This is a genomic window from Burkholderia sp. AU28863 (assembly GCF_002223195.1).
In the GTDB taxonomy this organism is placed as follows: Bacteria; Pseudomonadota; Gammaproteobacteria; order Burkholderiales; family Burkholderiaceae; genus Burkholderia; species Burkholderia sola.
In genome coordinates this window covers 1,940,863-1,956,334 of sequence record NZ_NKFE01000005.1, presented here as the reverse complement: position 1 = coordinate 1,956,334, position 15,472 = coordinate 1,940,863, and the positions used below count along the sequence as shown (strand labels likewise).

Here is a 15,472-nt window from a genome sequence, read left to right as displayed (position 1 = left end):
GGCCGCGCGCGATGCAACCCGACCTGAACCCGAACACCGCGCCGCCGCTGATCGCGCTGACCGGCATCGGCAAGCGCTTTCCCGGCGTGCAGGCGCTCGACGATTGCCGTTTCGACCTGCTTGCGGGCGAAGTGCATGCGCTGATGGGCGAGAACGGCGCCGGCAAGTCGACGTTGATGAAGATTCTCGCGGGCGTCTATCCACGCGACGCGGGCGAGATCCGGATGGACGGCCGCCCGGTGGAGATCGCCGACCCGCGTGCCGCGCAGGCGCTCGGCATCGGCATCATCCATCAGGAGCTGAACCTGATGAATCACCTGAGCGTCGCGCAGAACATCTTCATCGGCCGCGAGCCGCGCGGCCGCTTCGGCGTGTTCGTCGACGAAGACCGGCTGAATCGGGACGCTGCCGCGATCTTCCAGCGGATGCGGCTCGATCTCGACCCGCGCACGCCCGTGGGCCGGCTGACGGTCGCGAAGCAGCAGATGGTCGAGATCGCGAAGGCGCTGTCGTTCGACTCGCGCGTGCTGATCATGGACGAGCCGACCGCCGCGCTGAACAACGCGGAGATCGCCGAGCTGTTTCGCATCATCCGCGACCTGCGCGCGCACGGCGTCGGCATCGTCTACATCTCGCACAAGATGGACGAGCTGCGCCAGATCGCCGATCGCGTGACCGTGATGCGCGACGGCAAGTACGTCGCGACCGTGCCGATGGCGGACACGTCGATGGACACGATCATCTCGATGATGGTCGGCCGCCAGCTCGATGCGGAAACCCGCACACCGCCCGATACGTCCACGAACGAGATTGCGCTCGAAGTGCGCGGGCTGTCGCGTGGCCGTGCGATCCGCGACGTCGGCTTCACGCTGCGGCGCGGCGAGATCCTCGGCTTCGCCGGGCTGATGGGCGCGGGCCGCACCGAGGTCGCACGCGCGGTGTTCGGCGCGGACCCGGTCGATGCAGGCGAGATCCGCGTGCACGGCCGGCCCGTGACGATCCGCACGCCGGCCGACGCGGTGAAATATGGCATCGGCTATCTGTCCGAGGATCGCAAGCATTTCGGGCTCGCGGTCGGGATGGACGTGCAGAACAACATCGCGCTGTCGAGCATGCGCCGCTTCGTGCGCCGCGGCGTGTTCCTCGATGCGCGCGCGATGCGCGATGCCGCGCAGTCGTACGTGCGTCAGCTCGCGATCCGCACGCCGTCGGTCGCGCAGCCCGCGCGGCTGCTGTCGGGCGGCAACCAGCAGAAGATCGTGATCGCGAAGTGGCTGCTGCGCGACTGCGACATCCTGTTCTTCGACGAGCCGACGCGCGGCATCGACGTCGGCGCGAAAAGCGAGATCTACAAGCTGCTCGATGCGCTCGCCGCCGACGGCAAGGCGATCGTGATGATCTCGTCGGAGTTGCCCGAGGTGCTGCGCATGAGCCACCGGATTCTCGTGATGTGCGAAGGCCGCGTGACCGGGGAATTGCGCGCGGCCGACGCCACGCAGGAAAAGATCATGCAGCTCGCGACGCAGCGCGAGTCGACCGTGTTGTCCTGATTGTCCCGATTCAGACGCCTAACGATCATGTCCAACGATACGCATCCCGTTCCGCCCCTGGCCACCGGCGACACGCCGGCAGCCGCATCGCGCCTGAAATCGCGCTTCTTCAACCCGGCCGCGCGGCAGAAGCTGCTCGCGTTCGCGAGCCTCGTGCTGCTGATCGCATTCTTCAGCTTCGCGTCGTCGAACTTCCTCGACGTCGACAACCTCGTGTCGATCCTGCAGGCGACCGCCGTGAACGGCGTGCTGGCCGTCGCCTGCACGTACGTGATCATCACGTCCGGCATCGATCTGTCCGTCGGCACGCTGATGACGTTCTGCGCGGTGATGGCCGGCGTCGTGCTGACGAAATGGGGGATGCCGCTGCCGCTCGGCATCCTGGCCGCGTTGTGCTTCGGTGCGCTGTCGGGCTGCGTGTCGGGCTTCGTGATCGCGAAGATGAAGGTGCCGCCGTTCATCGCGACGCTCGGCATGATGATGCTGCTCAAGGGGCTGTCGCTCGTGATCTCGGGCACGCGGCCGATCTATTTCAACGACACGCCGGGCTTCACGTCGATCGCGCAGGATTCGCTGATCGGCAGCCTGATTCCCGCGCTGCCGATTCCGAACGCGGTGCTGATCCTGTTCCTCGTCGCGATCGGCGCGTCGATCGTGCTGAACCGGACGATCTTCGGCCGCTACACGTTCGCGCTCGGCAGCAACGAGGAGGCGCTCAGGCTATCCGGCGTGAACGTCGATGCGTGGAAGATCGCGGTCTACACGTTCAGCGGCGCGGTGTGCGGGATCGCCGGGCTGCTGATCGCGTCGCGGCTGAACTCCGCGCAGCCGGCACTCGGGCAAGGCTACGAGCTCGACGCGATCGCGGCCGTCGTGATCGGCGGCACGTCGCTGTCGGGCGGCGCGGGCAGCATCGTCGGCACCATCATCGGCGCGTTCATCATGAGCGTGCTGACCAACGGCCTGCGCATCATGTCGGTCGCGCAGGAATGGCAGACGGTCGTGACGGGCGTGATCATCATCCTCGCCGTCTATGTGGACATCCTGCGCCGGCGTCGCCGCTGACACACGCAGGCATGCGCTTCACCGCCGGTTTCGGCCGGCATTTCATTCGATACGAAAAAAGGAGACGCGAAGTGATCAGGAGCAAGGTGTTGAACGCGATCGTCGGGCTGACGTTCGCCGTTGGCGTCACGGCCGGCGCGCACGCGCAGGAAACCTACATCCCGCTGATCTCGAAAGGCTTCCAGCATCAGTTCTGGCAGGCCGTGAAATCGGGCGCGACGCAGGCCGCGAAGGACTACAAGGTGAAGGTGACGTTCGAAGGGCCGGAAACCGAGGCGATGGTCGACAAGCAGATCGACATGCTGTCGGCCGCGATCGCGAAGAAACCGGCCGCGCTTGGCTTCGCGGCGCTCGACAGCAAGGCCGCGCTGCCGCTGCTGAAGAAGGCGCAGGCCGAGAAGATCCCGGTGATCGCGTTCGACTCGGGCGTCGACAGCGACATTCCGGTGACGACGGCCGCGACCAACAACAAGGCGGCCGCCGCGCTCGCCGCCGACAAGCTCGCCGCGCTGATCGGCGACGAAGGGCAGGTGGCGGTGGTCGCGCACGACCAGACGAGCCGCACCGGCATCGACCGCCGCGACGGCTTCCTCGACCGGATGAAGTCGGCGCACCCGAAGGTGCAGGTCGTGACCGTGCAGTACGGCGAAGGCGATCAGTTGAAGTCGACCGAAGTGACGAAGTCGATCCTGCAGGCGTATCCGAAGCTCAAGGGGCTGTTCGGCACCAACGAAGGTTCGGCGATCGGCGTGGTCAACGGCGTGCGCGAGATGAAGCGCAAGGTCGTGATCGTCGGCTACGATTCCGGCAAGCAGCAGAAGGACGCGATCCGCAGCGGGCTGATGGCCGGCGCGATCACGCAGAACCCGATCGGCATCGGCTACAAGACGGTCGAGGCGGCCGTGAAGGCGATCAAGGGCGAGAAGCTGCCGAAGGTCATCGATACCGGGTTCTACTGGTACGACAAGACCAATATCGACGATCCGAAGATCGCGGCGGTGTTGTACGACTGAACGTGGCGGAGGGGCGACGGCGCGGCGGGCCGTCGCCGCCGCGGTGATCGGACACGAGGGCATCATGGGCGCAGTGCGTATCGATTCGCATCAGCACTTCTGGCGTTATCGCGCGGCCGACTATCCGTGGATCGGCCCCGGGATGGGCGTGCTCGCGCGCGACTACCTGCCCGACGCACTGTGGCCGCAGATGCATGCGCAGGCGCTCGGCGCGTCGATTGCGGTGCAGGCGCGCGCCGGGCGCGACGAGACGGCGTTCCTGCTCGATCTGGCGCGCGACGACGCACGCATCGCGGCCGTGGTCGGCTGGGAGGATCTCGGTGCGCCGGCGCTGGCCGACCGCGTCGCCGAGTGGCGCAGCCCGAAGCTGCGCGGTTTCCGTCATCAGGTGCAGGACGAAGCCGACGTCGGCGCGTTCGTCGCGGATCCCGGCTTCAATCGCGGCGTCGCGTGGCTGCAGGCGAACGGCTATGTCTACGACGTGCTCGTGTTCGAGCGCCAGTTGCCGGACGTGCAAGCGTTCTGCGCGCGGCACGATGCGCACTGGCTCGTGCTCGACCATGCCGGCAAGCCTGCGCTCGCCGAGTTCGCGCGCGACGACACGGCGCTCGCGCGCTGGCGCGCGTCGCTGCATGAACTCGGCGCGCTGCCGCACGTCGCGTGCAAGCTGTCGGGGCTCGTGACCGAAGCCGACTGGCGGCGCGGCCTGCGCGCGCAGGACATCCGGCATATCGAGCAGTGTCTCGACGCGGCGCTCGACGCGTTCGGCCCGCAGCGGCTGATGTTCGGGTCGGACTGGCCCGTGTGCCTGCTCGCGGCGTCGTACGACGAGGTCGCGTCGCTCGTCGAACGCTGGGCCGAAGCGCGGCTGTCGGCGGCCGAACGCGCCGCGTTGTGGGGCGGCACGGCCGCGCGCTGCTACGCGGTGCCGGGCGATGTGAAGCGCGGCATATAAAATAGGCGCGAACGGCCCAGGCAATGTTCGGGCCGTCCGGAACGAAACCGATTACCAGCGTCAACGTATGTCCATCCAGCCGATTCAGAACCGCCGCCTCTACCAGCAGATCGCCGACAAGCTCAGTGCGATGATCGAGTCCGGCGATTTCCCGCCGGGCAGCTATCTGCCGCCCGAGCGCGAACTCGCCGAACGGTTCGGCGTGTCGCGCACGTCGGTGCGCGAGGCGCTGATCGCGCTCGAAGTGAACGGGCTCGTCAGCGTGCGCGTGGGCGACGGCGTGAAGGTGCGCCATCCCGAGACGGCCGCCGCGCCCGAACCTGCATCGGCGCCCAACGCGACGGTCGCGCCGTTCTCGATCGTCGAGATCGATCCGGAGCTCGGCATCGCGCTCGACCTCGACACCGAAATCCCGCCGTTCGCGCTGCTGCAGGCGCGCCGGCTGATCGAGCCGGAAGCCGCGTCGCTGGCCGCAAAGCATGGCTCGGATGCGCAGATCGAAGGGATTCACGAAGCATTTCTGCGCAATCAGGACGACAACCGCAGCGGCTCGCTCACGCACCCGGGCGACCGGCTGTTCCATATCCGCATCGCGGAAGCGAGCGACAACGCCGCGTATGCGCTGATGATCAAGCAGTTGCTCGCGCACAAGTACGACCCGATGTTCCAGCGGCTGCAGTCGCTGTACATGCCGAACGACATGCCGCACCGGTCGGAGCGCGAGCATCGCGCGATCCTCGATGCGATCCGCGCGCGCGACCCCGACGCCGCGCGCCGGGCGATGGCCGAGCATCTCGACGAAGTGATCCGCATTTTCGGCCGCACGCTCGATTGACCGCGCGAGTCGATTTTCTGCATGTTCGCCAGCGGCGGACGCGATGCGGTGCTTCCCGGCTGCTGACGCGCCCTCCGTACCGCGCGAGGACACCGGCCGTCGGGACCGAACGAACGCCGCGATGCGAGCGACGCGCGCCGACCCACCGGCATGCCGCTCGCGCGCCGAATGGAGTGTGACGAATGCGCGTGAACGATTGCCACAATTTCCACGACTTCCGCGAGCTGGCGCGACGACGGTTGCCGGGACCGATCTTCAATTACATCGACGGTGCGGCCGACGATGAAACCACGTATCGACGCAACACGAGCGCGTTCGAAAGCTGCGATCTGGTGCCGAACGTGCTGCGCGGCGTGCGCGATGTCGATCTGTCGGTGACGGTCATGGGGCAAAGGCTCGGTATGCCGGTTTACTGCTCGCCGACCGCGCTGCAACGCCTGTTTCATCATGACGGCGAGCGGGCCGTCGCCGCCGCGGCCGCGAAATTCGACACGATGTTCGGCGTGTCGTCGCTCGGCACCGTGAGCCTCGAAGAAGCCCGTGCGATCAGCCCGGGCCCGCAGGTGTACCAGTTCTACTTCCACAAGGACCGCGGCCTCAACCGCGAAATGATGAACCGCTCGCGGCAGGCCGGCGTGAACGTGATGATGCTGACGGTGGACAGCATCACCGGCGGCAATCGCGAGCGCGACAAGCGAACCGGCTTCTCGATTCCGTTCCGGCTGACGCTCGCGGGGATGACCGAATTCGCGTTGAAGCCGGCCTGGGCGGTCAACTACCTGACCCACGAGCGATTCCGTTTGCCGCAACTCGACCGGCATGTCGACATGGGCGGCGGCGCGATGTCGATCAGCCGCTACTTCACGGACATGCTGGATCCGTCGATGTCGTGGGACGACGTCGCCGCAATGGTGCGGGAGTGGAACGGGCAGTTTTGCCTGAAAGGCGTGATGTCGGTCGACGACGCGCGCCGGGCGGTGGACATCGGTTGCACCGGCATCGTGTTGTCGAATCACGGCGGACGGCAACTCGACGGTTCGCGCGCCGCGTTCGACCAGCTTGCCGAGGTGGTCGACGCGGTGGGCGACCGGATCGACGTGATGATGGACGGCGGCGTGCAACGGGGTTCGCACGTGCTCAAGGCGCTGGCGCTCGGTGCGAAGGCGGTCGGCCTGGGGCGCTATTACCTGTTTCCGCTCGCCGCCGCCGGGCAGCCCGGCGTCGAGCGTGCACTGCAGCTGATGCGCACGGAAATCGAACGGGACATGCGGCTGATGGGCTGCGCGTCCGTTTCGCAACTCGGGCGAAATCAGCTTCGCTTTCGCTGACGACGGGTTTCGGCGCCAGCCGGGCCTTCGTGCCGGCGCCGGTATCGCGTGCTCAGAAGCGATCCGCGCGATACGGCGCCGGATCGGTGAACGGCGCTTCGCCGGTCATCATCTCGGCCAGCAGGCGGCCGGTGACGGGGCCGAGCGTCAACCCGTGATGGTTGTGCCCGAACGCGAACCACAGCCCGCGATGCGCGGGCGCGGGCCCGATCACCGGGCGCATGTCGGGCGTGCACGGGCGGAAGCCGAGCCACGGATGCGGGTCGAGCCGCTCGCCGAACCCGAACACCGGCCGTGCGACGCGTTCCGCGCGTTCGAGCTGCACGCCCGTTGGCGGGAGCCCGCGCCGCGCGATCTCGACGCCGGTCGTCAGCCGCAGCCCGCGCCGCATCGGCGCGATCACGTAGCCGTATTCGCGATCGACGATCGGCGCCGACGGCACGCCGCGCGCGGACGGCGCGTAGTGCATGTGATAGCCGCGTTTCTCGCGCAGCGGGATCGTGTAGCCGAACTTGCCGAACACCGTGTCGGACCACGGGCCGAGCGCGACCACGACGGCCGGCGCGGCCGCCGGGCCGTCGTCGGTCCGGACCTGCCAGCCGGGCGACAGCGCGTCCAGGCTCGCGGCGTCGCCGGTCAGCAGCGTGCCGCCGCTCTGCACGAACAGGTGTGCATACGCTTTGACGAGCGCGGCCGGATCGATGACGCTCTTCGGGTCGAGCCAGTGCAGCGCACCGCAGAAGCCCGGGGCGAGGCTCGGTTCCTGCGCGCGCAGCGCGGCCGCGTCGAGCGGCGTGATGCCGAGCCCGTGGCGGCGCGCGGTGAGGCCGGCCTCCGCGACGCCGCGTTCGAATGCGGCCGGCGTGCGGAACGCTTCGAGCCAGCCACTCGCGCGGACCAGTTCGCCGGCGCCGGCGCGCGCGATCAGCGCATCGTGTTCGACGATGCAGCGCTCGATCAGCGGCAGCATGTCGCGCGACGCCGCCGCGTGACGCAGCGGCGCCGATTCCCACCAGAACCGTGCGAGCCACGGCGCGAACGCGGGCAGCGACGCGCTGTGCCAGTAGAGGTCGGTCGAGCGGTTCAGCGCATAGCGCATCAGCGTGAACGGGCTGCGCGGGAACGGGTACGGTTCGACCGACGAGCGCTCGATCAGCCCGGCATTGCCGAAGCTCGTGCCTTCGCCGGGTGCGCCGCGATCGACGAGGGCAACCTTGCGGCCGCGATCCTGCAGGTGCAGCGCGGCGGAAACGCCGACGATGCCGGCGCCGAGAACGATGACGTCGAAATCCATCGATGGTGAGTGACGGTTGGCGGGGCGCGTGCCCGCGGTACGGTGCGCGCCCGGGTTGGGAATCGTTCGAACCGCAAGCATACTCGCGCCGGCGTGGGGGGCCAAGAGGGGCACGCGGTCGATACGTGGCGGCTGGCCCGTGCGCGACGATCGCCGCTGGCCGTGACGATGTGGGCAGCACGCTGCGCCGGTACGCGCATTCCGAGGCGCGTGACGATCGAATTGTCCGCACACGCACATGCATACGCGGCGCCGCTGACGATCGGAGCCGCGCGTGTCGCGATCGCGCAGCACGCGAGTACATATGAAGTTTGCCGTGCGCGGACGGTCAATCAGCCGATCAATTCGCCGACGTCGAGATCGAATCGATGTCGGCCGACGCGTGCGTCCGTCTCATCGGGCAGCCGCGCTGAATCCGCATACTTTCCGACGTTTTCGCGGGTGATTCCCACTGCTTGGGGAGCCGAATTTTTACCTAAGATGGAAGGAATCGTGCGCGTGATACGGTGCCTGCACGCGCATGGCAGGCAGGAGGCAGGGCCGGGAACGACTGCGGCAGATGTTTCCATCATGGATGCGAGTGTGTGCGCGGCGGCTGCGAGTCTTGCAGTCGCATCGACGCCAGCGTGTGCGGCGGCAATCGCCGCGCGAAAGGCGTCCGGCCAGCAGGGCCGAGTCGCCACGTTCCGCCATGCGTTTGTCGCAATCGTTTGCGTTCTGAGCGCGATACCGGCCGTCCTCGCCGGCGCGCCCGGGGGTGCCGAGCGTCCGGTCGATACGGTGCAATTTGCCGCCACCACCACGCCGACCGGTCCCACGGGTCCCGCCTTTTCGTCACACGACTCCGCCGTGCGTCAGGTGGTGCTCGGCATCATCAGCTTCACGCGCTGGCCGACGACGCCCGTGCGCCTGCATCTGTGCGTGACGGGCAGGCCCGACTACGCGGGTGGCCTCACCGACACGCTGCAGGCCGGCTCGACCGTGCTCGACGTGCAGCGCATCCGCTTCGACGACCCCGCGCTCGGCATGGCGTGCGACGTCGTGTATCTCGGCGCCCTCGGCAACGACGAGCGCGCACGGGTCAGGGCCGTGCTGTCCGGCCGCCCGGTGCTGACCGTTGCCGAACACGATATGTCCTGCACCGCGGGCGCGATGTTCTGCATCACGGTCGAAGGCGAACGCGTCACCTTCGACATCAATCTCGATGCGGTCGCGCGCAGCGGCGTGCGCGTGCATCCGAACGTCCTCAATCTCGCACGACGGCCGGTGGCGCCATGACACGATCCGTGCTCCCCGTTCCCGCTTCGCGCCCACCGCGCCCGACGCTGCAAAGCGTGCTGCGCCGCGCGCATCTGCGCCTCGCGTTCGTCGCCGTGACGATGGCCGCCGTGTCGTTGATCGTCGTCGCCGTGATTGCGTTGCGCGCGTATGCCGGCAACAACCTGAATCTGCTGGCGCGCTCGCTCGGTTATACGGTCGAGGCGGCGCTCGTGTTCGGCGATCGCGTCGCGGCGAACGAGGCGATCGGGATGATCGCCGGCGACGAGGACGTCGCGCAGGTGGTCGTCACCGACAGCAGGGGCCAACTGTTCGCGACGTGGCAGTTGCCGGCCGGAAACGGGGTCGCCCGGCTCGAGCGCGCCGTCGCCGATGTGGCGCTGCCCGGGCCGGTCACCGCGCCGGTGATGCATGACGGCATCATCGTCGGCCACGTCGTCGTGCGCGGGCGCGGGCACCAGTTCTTCGGCTTCCTGCTCGGCGGCGTCGGCGGCATTCTCGGCTGCCTCGCCGTCAGCGTGTTCGGCGCGTACGTCAGCTCGAAGCGCCTGCTGCGCAACATCGTGTCGCCGCTGCGCGCGCTGGCCGGCGTCGCGCACGCGGTGCGGCGCGAGCGGGCGTTCGCGCGGCGCGTCGAGCCGACGGCGATCGCCGAACTGAACCAGCTCGGCGACGACTTCAACGCGTTGCTCGACGAATTCGAAGACTGGCAGAACACGCTGCGCGACGAGAACGCGTCGCTCGAGCACAAGGCGACACACGATGCGCTCACCGGGTTGCCCAACCGCATGCAGTTCGAATCGCGCCTCGCGCTTGCGCTGTGCGATGCCACGTTGACCGGGCAGCGGGTCGCGGTGCTCTATCTCGACTGCGACCACTTCAAGGAGATCAACGATGGTCTCGGCCACGACGCCGGCGACGCGGTGCTGATCGGCATCGCGTCGCGGCTGCGCACGCGGGTGCGCGAGACCGATCTCGTCGCGCGCCTGGGCGGCGACGAATTCGCGGTGATGCTGGCGGCGGTGCCCGAAGCGGGCAGCGTGTGCCGGATCGCCGACGAGATTTTGTCCGGCATGGCGCCGTCGATCGAGCTGTCCGACGGCCGCGTGGTGGCCACCATGATGAGTGCCGGCGTTGCGCTGTATCCCGATCACGCGTCGGACGCGAGCGGCCTGCTGCGCGCGGCAGATATCGCGATGTACCGCGCCAAGCGCGCGCGGCCGGGGTCGTGGCAACTGGCGGAGAGCGTGGCAGGGCCGGTGTGATGTCGATCGACTCGCGCCGCGGACGAGGCCGCGGCGACGGTTAAAAGAAGCGCTTGCGGAGCGGGCGCGATGGAAGGGGATGCGAAATGAACCACTCGTTTCCTGTGAGCACGGGGCGGATGTGCGTCGGGAGCGCGCTGCTGCTGTGCATGCTGCTGGGGGGCTGCCAGACGCCGCCGCTTCATCGCGGGCTGACGCAGACGCAGGTCACGGCGCTGAAGTCGGCCGGGTTCCAGGAGACCGGGCAGGGGTTCGAGTTCGGCTCGACCGGGCCGATCCTGTTCGATTTCGACCGGTACAACCTCAAGCCGGATGTCCGGCGGATCGTCGAACGGATCGGACGGACGTTGCAGTCGGCGGGGATCAACGGCGTGCGCGTGTATGGGTATTCGGATAACGAGGGGACGGAGAAGTACGACGTCGAATTGTCGAGGCGGCGGGCTGAAGTCGTGGCTGTCGAGTTGGTCGACGTGGGACTCGATGCGAAGCGGATCACGATCGTCGGGAAAGGGAAGCGCGATCCGGTGGGGGATAACAAGACGCCGGGCGGGCGGGCGCAGAATCGGCGCGCGGCGATCGTGGTTTCGCCGAGGTGACGCGACGCGTTGTGCGTGGGTGGACGCGCTGACAAGCGAGCTGTGCCGCCTGTTGTAACGGTTCGCCACCATTGGCGCGAAAATTTGCGAGTGACCGTTCGCATGCGGCGAGCCTTGATGTTCGCGGCATTCGGGAGGGGCATCGACTGCGTCCGTCATCGCCGGAATGACGCGCTTTCGATTCGTTGTGAATGAAACAATCGGTCATCCAAATAAAATCGTTCCGCCTTTTATTGAACGCTGCATCGCCATCCGCACATGCAGCGACGGACGGAACGAGTATGGCCATCGAACCCAAGGATCTGCTGCCGCACTTCGAACGCGAGATGACGCTGCTGCGCCATTCGATGCAGACGTTTGCTCAACGCTTTCCCAAAATAGCCGCTCGGCTGGCGATCACCGGCGAGCATTCGGACGATCCGCACGTCGAACGCCTGTTGCAGTCGTTCGCGTTGATGGCGGCGTGTCACGACATCCGTCTCGAAGATGACGTGCCTGCGTTCACGGGCAGTTTTCTCGATACGCTCGACGGCGCTTTCCTGCGCCCGTTTCCATCGTGCGCGATTGCGCAATTCCATGGCGACTGCAGCAGCGAACTGACCGCGCCGCGCATCGTTCCTCGCGGCGATCGGCTGATCGCGCCGATTGGCAAGGAAGTATTTCGCATTGCGGACGATGTCGCGATCGCGCCGCTGAATGTGTCGGCGGTGCGTTACACGACGTCGGCGATCGCGCCACGCGATGCCGCGTTGCTTCTTGCCGGCCGGAGCTTCGTCGAAGCAGGCGATGCAACGCGCTGGAAGCGTCTGCCGGACGCGACGTTCACGGCCGTCGGCTTCGATCCCGCCGATGCGCTGCTCGACGTGCGGCCCGACGATGCGCTCTGGCCATTCCACCTGCTGATGGCGTATTGCGCGGTGCCGGAGCGTTTCGACTTCGTCGACCTGGACATGCGGGCGATCAAGCGAAGCGCCGGCGTCAGCCGTCGCGTCCTGCTCCATCTGGCGATCGCGGGCGTGCATCCGGATTCGCATCGCGCCCAACGCCTGGCCGCCGCAACGGCCGACCACGTCCGGCTGTTTTGTACGCCGGTCATCAACCTGTTTCCCGACGACGCCCAGCCGATCGAGACGCGCGCCGGTTGCGCCCATTACGCGGTGAAGGCGCTTGCGCAGGCCGGCGCGTCGCGCACGGCCATCTGGTCGATCGACACCGTTCGCCATGTTTCCGACTCGGGCGCGTCGACACTGGCACCGTTCCGGTCGCTGCAGCATGGCACGGGCATGCGTCCCGGATTGTTCTGGACGGTGTTGCGCGACGAGGCACGGCGGGCGCCGAAGGAGCCTGTCGATTCCCGAACCAAGGAGGCGGAGACGACTCCGCCACCAGCCCCGGCCGACACTGCCGAGTCGCTCCGCGGCGTCGAACTGGCACTGGTCGATCAGGACGGACGACCTGCCGATCCCGGCCATCGCAAGCTGGAGATCCGGCTGTCCTGCACGCAGGGCGATCTGTCCGGGATGCGTGAGCGCGAGCTGGCGTTGCCCAGCGGCGACCCGGTGGGAACGATTTCGCTGCTGAACCGGCCGACGCGGAGCCAGCCGCCCGCTTTCCGCTACGGCGAGCTATGGGATCTGCTGTCGCTCCTCGTGCCGCAGGCGACACGGCTGGACAAGGGCGGGCTGACCCAGCTCAGGCGGCTTTGCGCGCGCTGGGCGGAGGATGCCGTCGACGCCGGCCGGCGTTTCGATGCGCTCGTGTCGCTATCGACGGCGCGCGTGCGGTGCTGGCTGCCCGGCAAGCCGGCATCGGCGTTCGTGCACGGGCTGGAAGTGCGGCTGGTCGTCGACGAGCAGCGTTTCGCCGCGTTCAGCCTCAGCGGGTTCGCGCACGTGATGGACCGGTTTTTCGCACCACATGTGCCGGTCACGAGCTTCGTGCAGGTCGTGCTGCTTTCGGCCGCTACCGGCGCGCTGCTTCGGCGTGGGGCGCTACGTCCGGGCACCCAGCCGCTGGTTTAGTTTCTCGATTTTCAGGGCTCGAACGAAAACGTTTGCGCACGTCTTTCAAGCGCCCGGGTTTTACCCTACATTATCGGGGCCGCGGACCGGCGAGCCGGCCGATGGAACCTGAGATCACACGCAAGGAACAAGAATGAGTTTCGCTCCGAACGGGGGTATTCCCAGTGGATTGGGCGGCAGTGCGCTCGGCTCGTTGAGCGCGCTCGGGGGCCTTGCCGGCCCGGTGGCGTCGAGCGTGGCCGGCAGCCTCGGGCCGCTCGCGGGGCTGGCCGGGCACGTCGACACCGTCCAGCGCGCACTGCAACTCGCGCAGACCGGCTTCTCGCTGATGGAGAAGACACCCGGCGCCATCGCCGAAGCGATCAACGGCGCCGCCAACCCCGCGCGCCTGACCCAGCTCAACCGCTACGTCACGCTCGACACGCCGCTCGGCCCGGATGTGCTGCTGGTCAGCGCGGCCGTCGTCGACGAGCACGTGAACCGCTTGCCGGAAATCCACCTCGACCTGCTGTCGCATCGCCACGACCTGCGCCCCGAGGATCTGATCGGCCAGCAGGTCAAGATCCGCTTCGACCAGCAGGCGCGCCTGTCGACGCTCGAACGCGTCGTGGCGTCGGGCGCGGGCGACAACGATCGCTACTTCGACGGCTACGTGGCATCGTTCGATCGGGCCGGCAACCCCGGGAACGTCACGCAATACCACCTGACGGCCGTGCCGTGGTTCTGGTTCCTCACGCGCTCGACCGACTGCCGGATCTTTCAGAACAAGACCGCGCAGGACATCCTCACCGAGATCTTCCAGGAACACGGTTTTTCCGATTTCACGTTCGACATCCGGACGAGCCAGAAGCCGCTCGAGTACGTCGTGATGTACCAGGAGAGCTACTACAACTTCTGCGCGCGGCTGATGGAGCAGGAGGGGCTCGTGTGGACGCATCGTTACGAGAAGGACAAGCACTTTCTCGTGATCGGCGATACAAACCTGCTGTTCCGCCCGATCGACGGGCTCGCCACCGTGCCGTTCGCCGCGACCGAGGCGAGCGAGGATAGCGGCATCGACCAGTTGCACGAAGGCCGGCGTTTCGGCGTCGGCAAGGTCACGTTCCGTGACTTCAACCACCAGAATCCGTCTTCGCCGCTGATGCTGGTGGAGGCCGGCCCGCAAAACCTCAAGCACGCGCGGCTCGATGCGACCGAGCGGTTCGAGCACCAGTCGCTGTACGACCATGGCGACGACGGCAACCGCTACGCCCGTTTCGCGATGGAGGCCGAGGAGGCGCAAGCCCATCGCTATACCGGCGGCGGCTACGCGTGGCGCATGACCACGGCCGGCGCCGTGACCGTCGCGAATCATCCCGTGCTTGAAAACAACCAGGAGTACGTGATCCTGCACGTGCGTCACGAAGCCGTGAACGACTACACGCAGCACAGCGCGAAGCTGCCGTACCGCAACAGCTTCGCGCTGCTGCCGAAGAAGATTCCGTACCGTGCGCCGCGCGCGACGCCGAAGCCGGTGATTCACGGCACGCAATCGGCGATCGTCGTTGGGCCGAAGGGCGAGGAAATTTATACGAACGGCAGCGCGGTGAAGGTGCATTTCCCGTGGGACCGGCGCGGCAAGAAGGACGGCTCCGATTCGATGTGGGTGCGTGTGTCGCAACCGTGGGCGGGCGACGGCTGGGGCGCGGCCGCGATTCCGCGGATCAAGCAGGAAGTGCTGGTGGCGTTCAATCAGGGCGATCCGGATAACCCGGTGATCGTCGGCCGCGTGTTCAACGGCGAGCAGGGTAATCCGTATCACGGCGCGGCCGGGCAGACGATGGGGATCAAGAGTCAGACGCACAAGGGGCAGGGGTCGAACGAGATCCGCATGACCGACACGAACGGCATGCAGGAATTCTTCATGCATGCGCAGAAGGACATGAACACCGTCGTCGAGAACAACGAGACGCACAAGGTATTCGGGCCGATGCGTACCGTCCTCGTGGCGACGGGCAGCGAAGAAAAGCAGATTCCGCAGGGCAACCTGACCGAGACGATCGCCGAGAAGCGCAGCACCACGGCGACTACCGTCGAGGTGACGACGCCGGCGAAGGACGGAGGCGGCGGCACGCAGGTCTACATGGCCGAGCGCGGCATCCTGCTGAAGGTGCAGAACAGCTCGATCTCGCTCGCGCCGGAAGGCATCCGCCTGGAGCACAACGGCTCCGTGATCCTGATGACCGACGACGGCGTGATGGTCAACGGCAAGCGCATCGATCTCAACAAATAA

Annotated in this window: 12 protein-coding genes; 11 read left to right on the top strand and 1 reads right to left on the bottom strand. The window is 67.3% G+C overall.

Going from position 1 to position 15,472, the window contains the following annotated elements:
* Window positions 1-11 precede the first annotated feature (11 nt).
* The 6 genes from CFB81_RS25425 (at window position 12) to CFB81_RS25400 (ending at window position 6,746) form a co-directional block, all read left to right on the top strand.
* Complete coding sequence (locus tag CFB81_RS25425; protein WP_089436914.1) at window positions 12-1,550, top strand: sugar ABC transporter ATP-binding protein; 1,539 nt, start codon at window positions 12-14, stop codon at window positions 1,548-1,550.
* Window positions 1,551-1,577: 27 nt separating this feature from the next.
* The gene (locus tag CFB81_RS25420) at window positions 1,578-2,615 is read left to right on the top strand and encodes an ABC transporter permease (RefSeq protein WP_089436913.1); all 1,038 of its coding nucleotides are present in this window, start codon (window positions 1,578-1,580) and stop codon (window positions 2,613-2,615) included.
* Between the two features lie 71 nt (window positions 2,616-2,686).
* Entirely contained in the window at window positions 2,687-3,628 is a 942-nt protein-coding gene (locus tag CFB81_RS25415) for an ABC transporter substrate-binding protein (RefSeq protein ID WP_050012448.1), read from the top strand.
* A gap of 64 nt (window positions 3,629-3,692) precedes the next feature.
* Window positions 3,693-4,583: an amidohydrolase gene (locus CFB81_RS25410; RefSeq protein ID WP_069617401.1), complete on the top strand. Its 891-nt coding sequence runs from the start codon at window positions 3,693-3,695 to the stop codon at window positions 4,581-4,583.
* A 67-nt stretch (window positions 4,584-4,650) separates the two neighbouring features.
* On the top strand, window positions 4,651-5,418 hold the full coding sequence (locus tag CFB81_RS25405; protein WP_089436912.1) for a FadR/GntR family transcriptional regulator: 768 nt from the start codon (window positions 4,651-4,653) through the stop codon (window positions 5,416-5,418).
* A 182-nt stretch (window positions 5,419-5,600) separates the two neighbouring features.
* Window positions 5,601-6,746 (top strand): alpha-hydroxy acid oxidase, encoded by a 1,146-nt coding sequence (locus CFB81_RS25400; protein WP_089436911.1) that lies wholly within the window; start codon window positions 5,601-5,603, stop codon window positions 6,744-6,746.
* 52 nt (window positions 6,747-6,798) lie between these two features.
* Here CFB81_RS25400 and CFB81_RS25395 read toward each other — a convergent pair whose 3' ends face one another.
* Entirely contained in the window at window positions 6,799-8,040 is a 1,242-nt protein-coding gene (locus CFB81_RS25395; protein ID WP_089436910.1) for an FAD-binding oxidoreductase, read from the bottom strand.
* A 570-nt stretch (window positions 8,041-8,610) separates the two neighbouring features.
* Here CFB81_RS25395 and CFB81_RS25390 point away from each other — a divergent pair.
* The 5 genes from CFB81_RS25390 (at window position 8,611) to CFB81_RS25370 (ending at window position 15,472) form a co-directional block, all read left to right on the top strand.
* Window positions 8,611-9,318 (top strand): YfiR family protein, encoded by a 708-nt coding sequence (locus CFB81_RS25390; protein WP_089436909.1) that lies wholly within the window; start codon window positions 8,611-8,613, stop codon window positions 9,316-9,318.
* Window positions 9,315-10,583, top strand: a complete 1,269-nt coding sequence (locus CFB81_RS25385; protein WP_089436908.1) for a diguanylate cyclase domain-containing protein — start codon at window positions 9,315-9,317, stop codon at window positions 10,581-10,583. The genes CFB81_RS25390 and CFB81_RS25385 overlap by 4 nt, the downstream gene beginning before the upstream one ends.
* 86 nt (window positions 10,584-10,669) lie before the next feature.
* A complete protein-coding gene (locus CFB81_RS25380; RefSeq protein WP_089436907.1) occupies window positions 10,670-11,179 on the top strand; it encodes an OmpA family protein in 510 nt (169 codons plus the stop codon).
* Between the two features lie 191 nt (window positions 11,180-11,370).
* Window positions 11,371-13,200, top strand: a complete 1,830-nt coding sequence (locus CFB81_RS25375) for a type VI secretion system baseplate subunit TssF (RefSeq protein ID WP_256976321.1) — start codon at window positions 11,371-11,373, stop codon at window positions 13,198-13,200.
* A 133-nt stretch (window positions 13,201-13,333) separates the two neighbouring features.
* On the top strand, window positions 13,334-15,472 hold the full coding sequence (locus CFB81_RS25370) for a type VI secretion system Vgr family protein (RefSeq protein ID WP_089436905.1): 2,139 nt from the start codon (window positions 13,334-13,336) through the stop codon (window positions 15,470-15,472).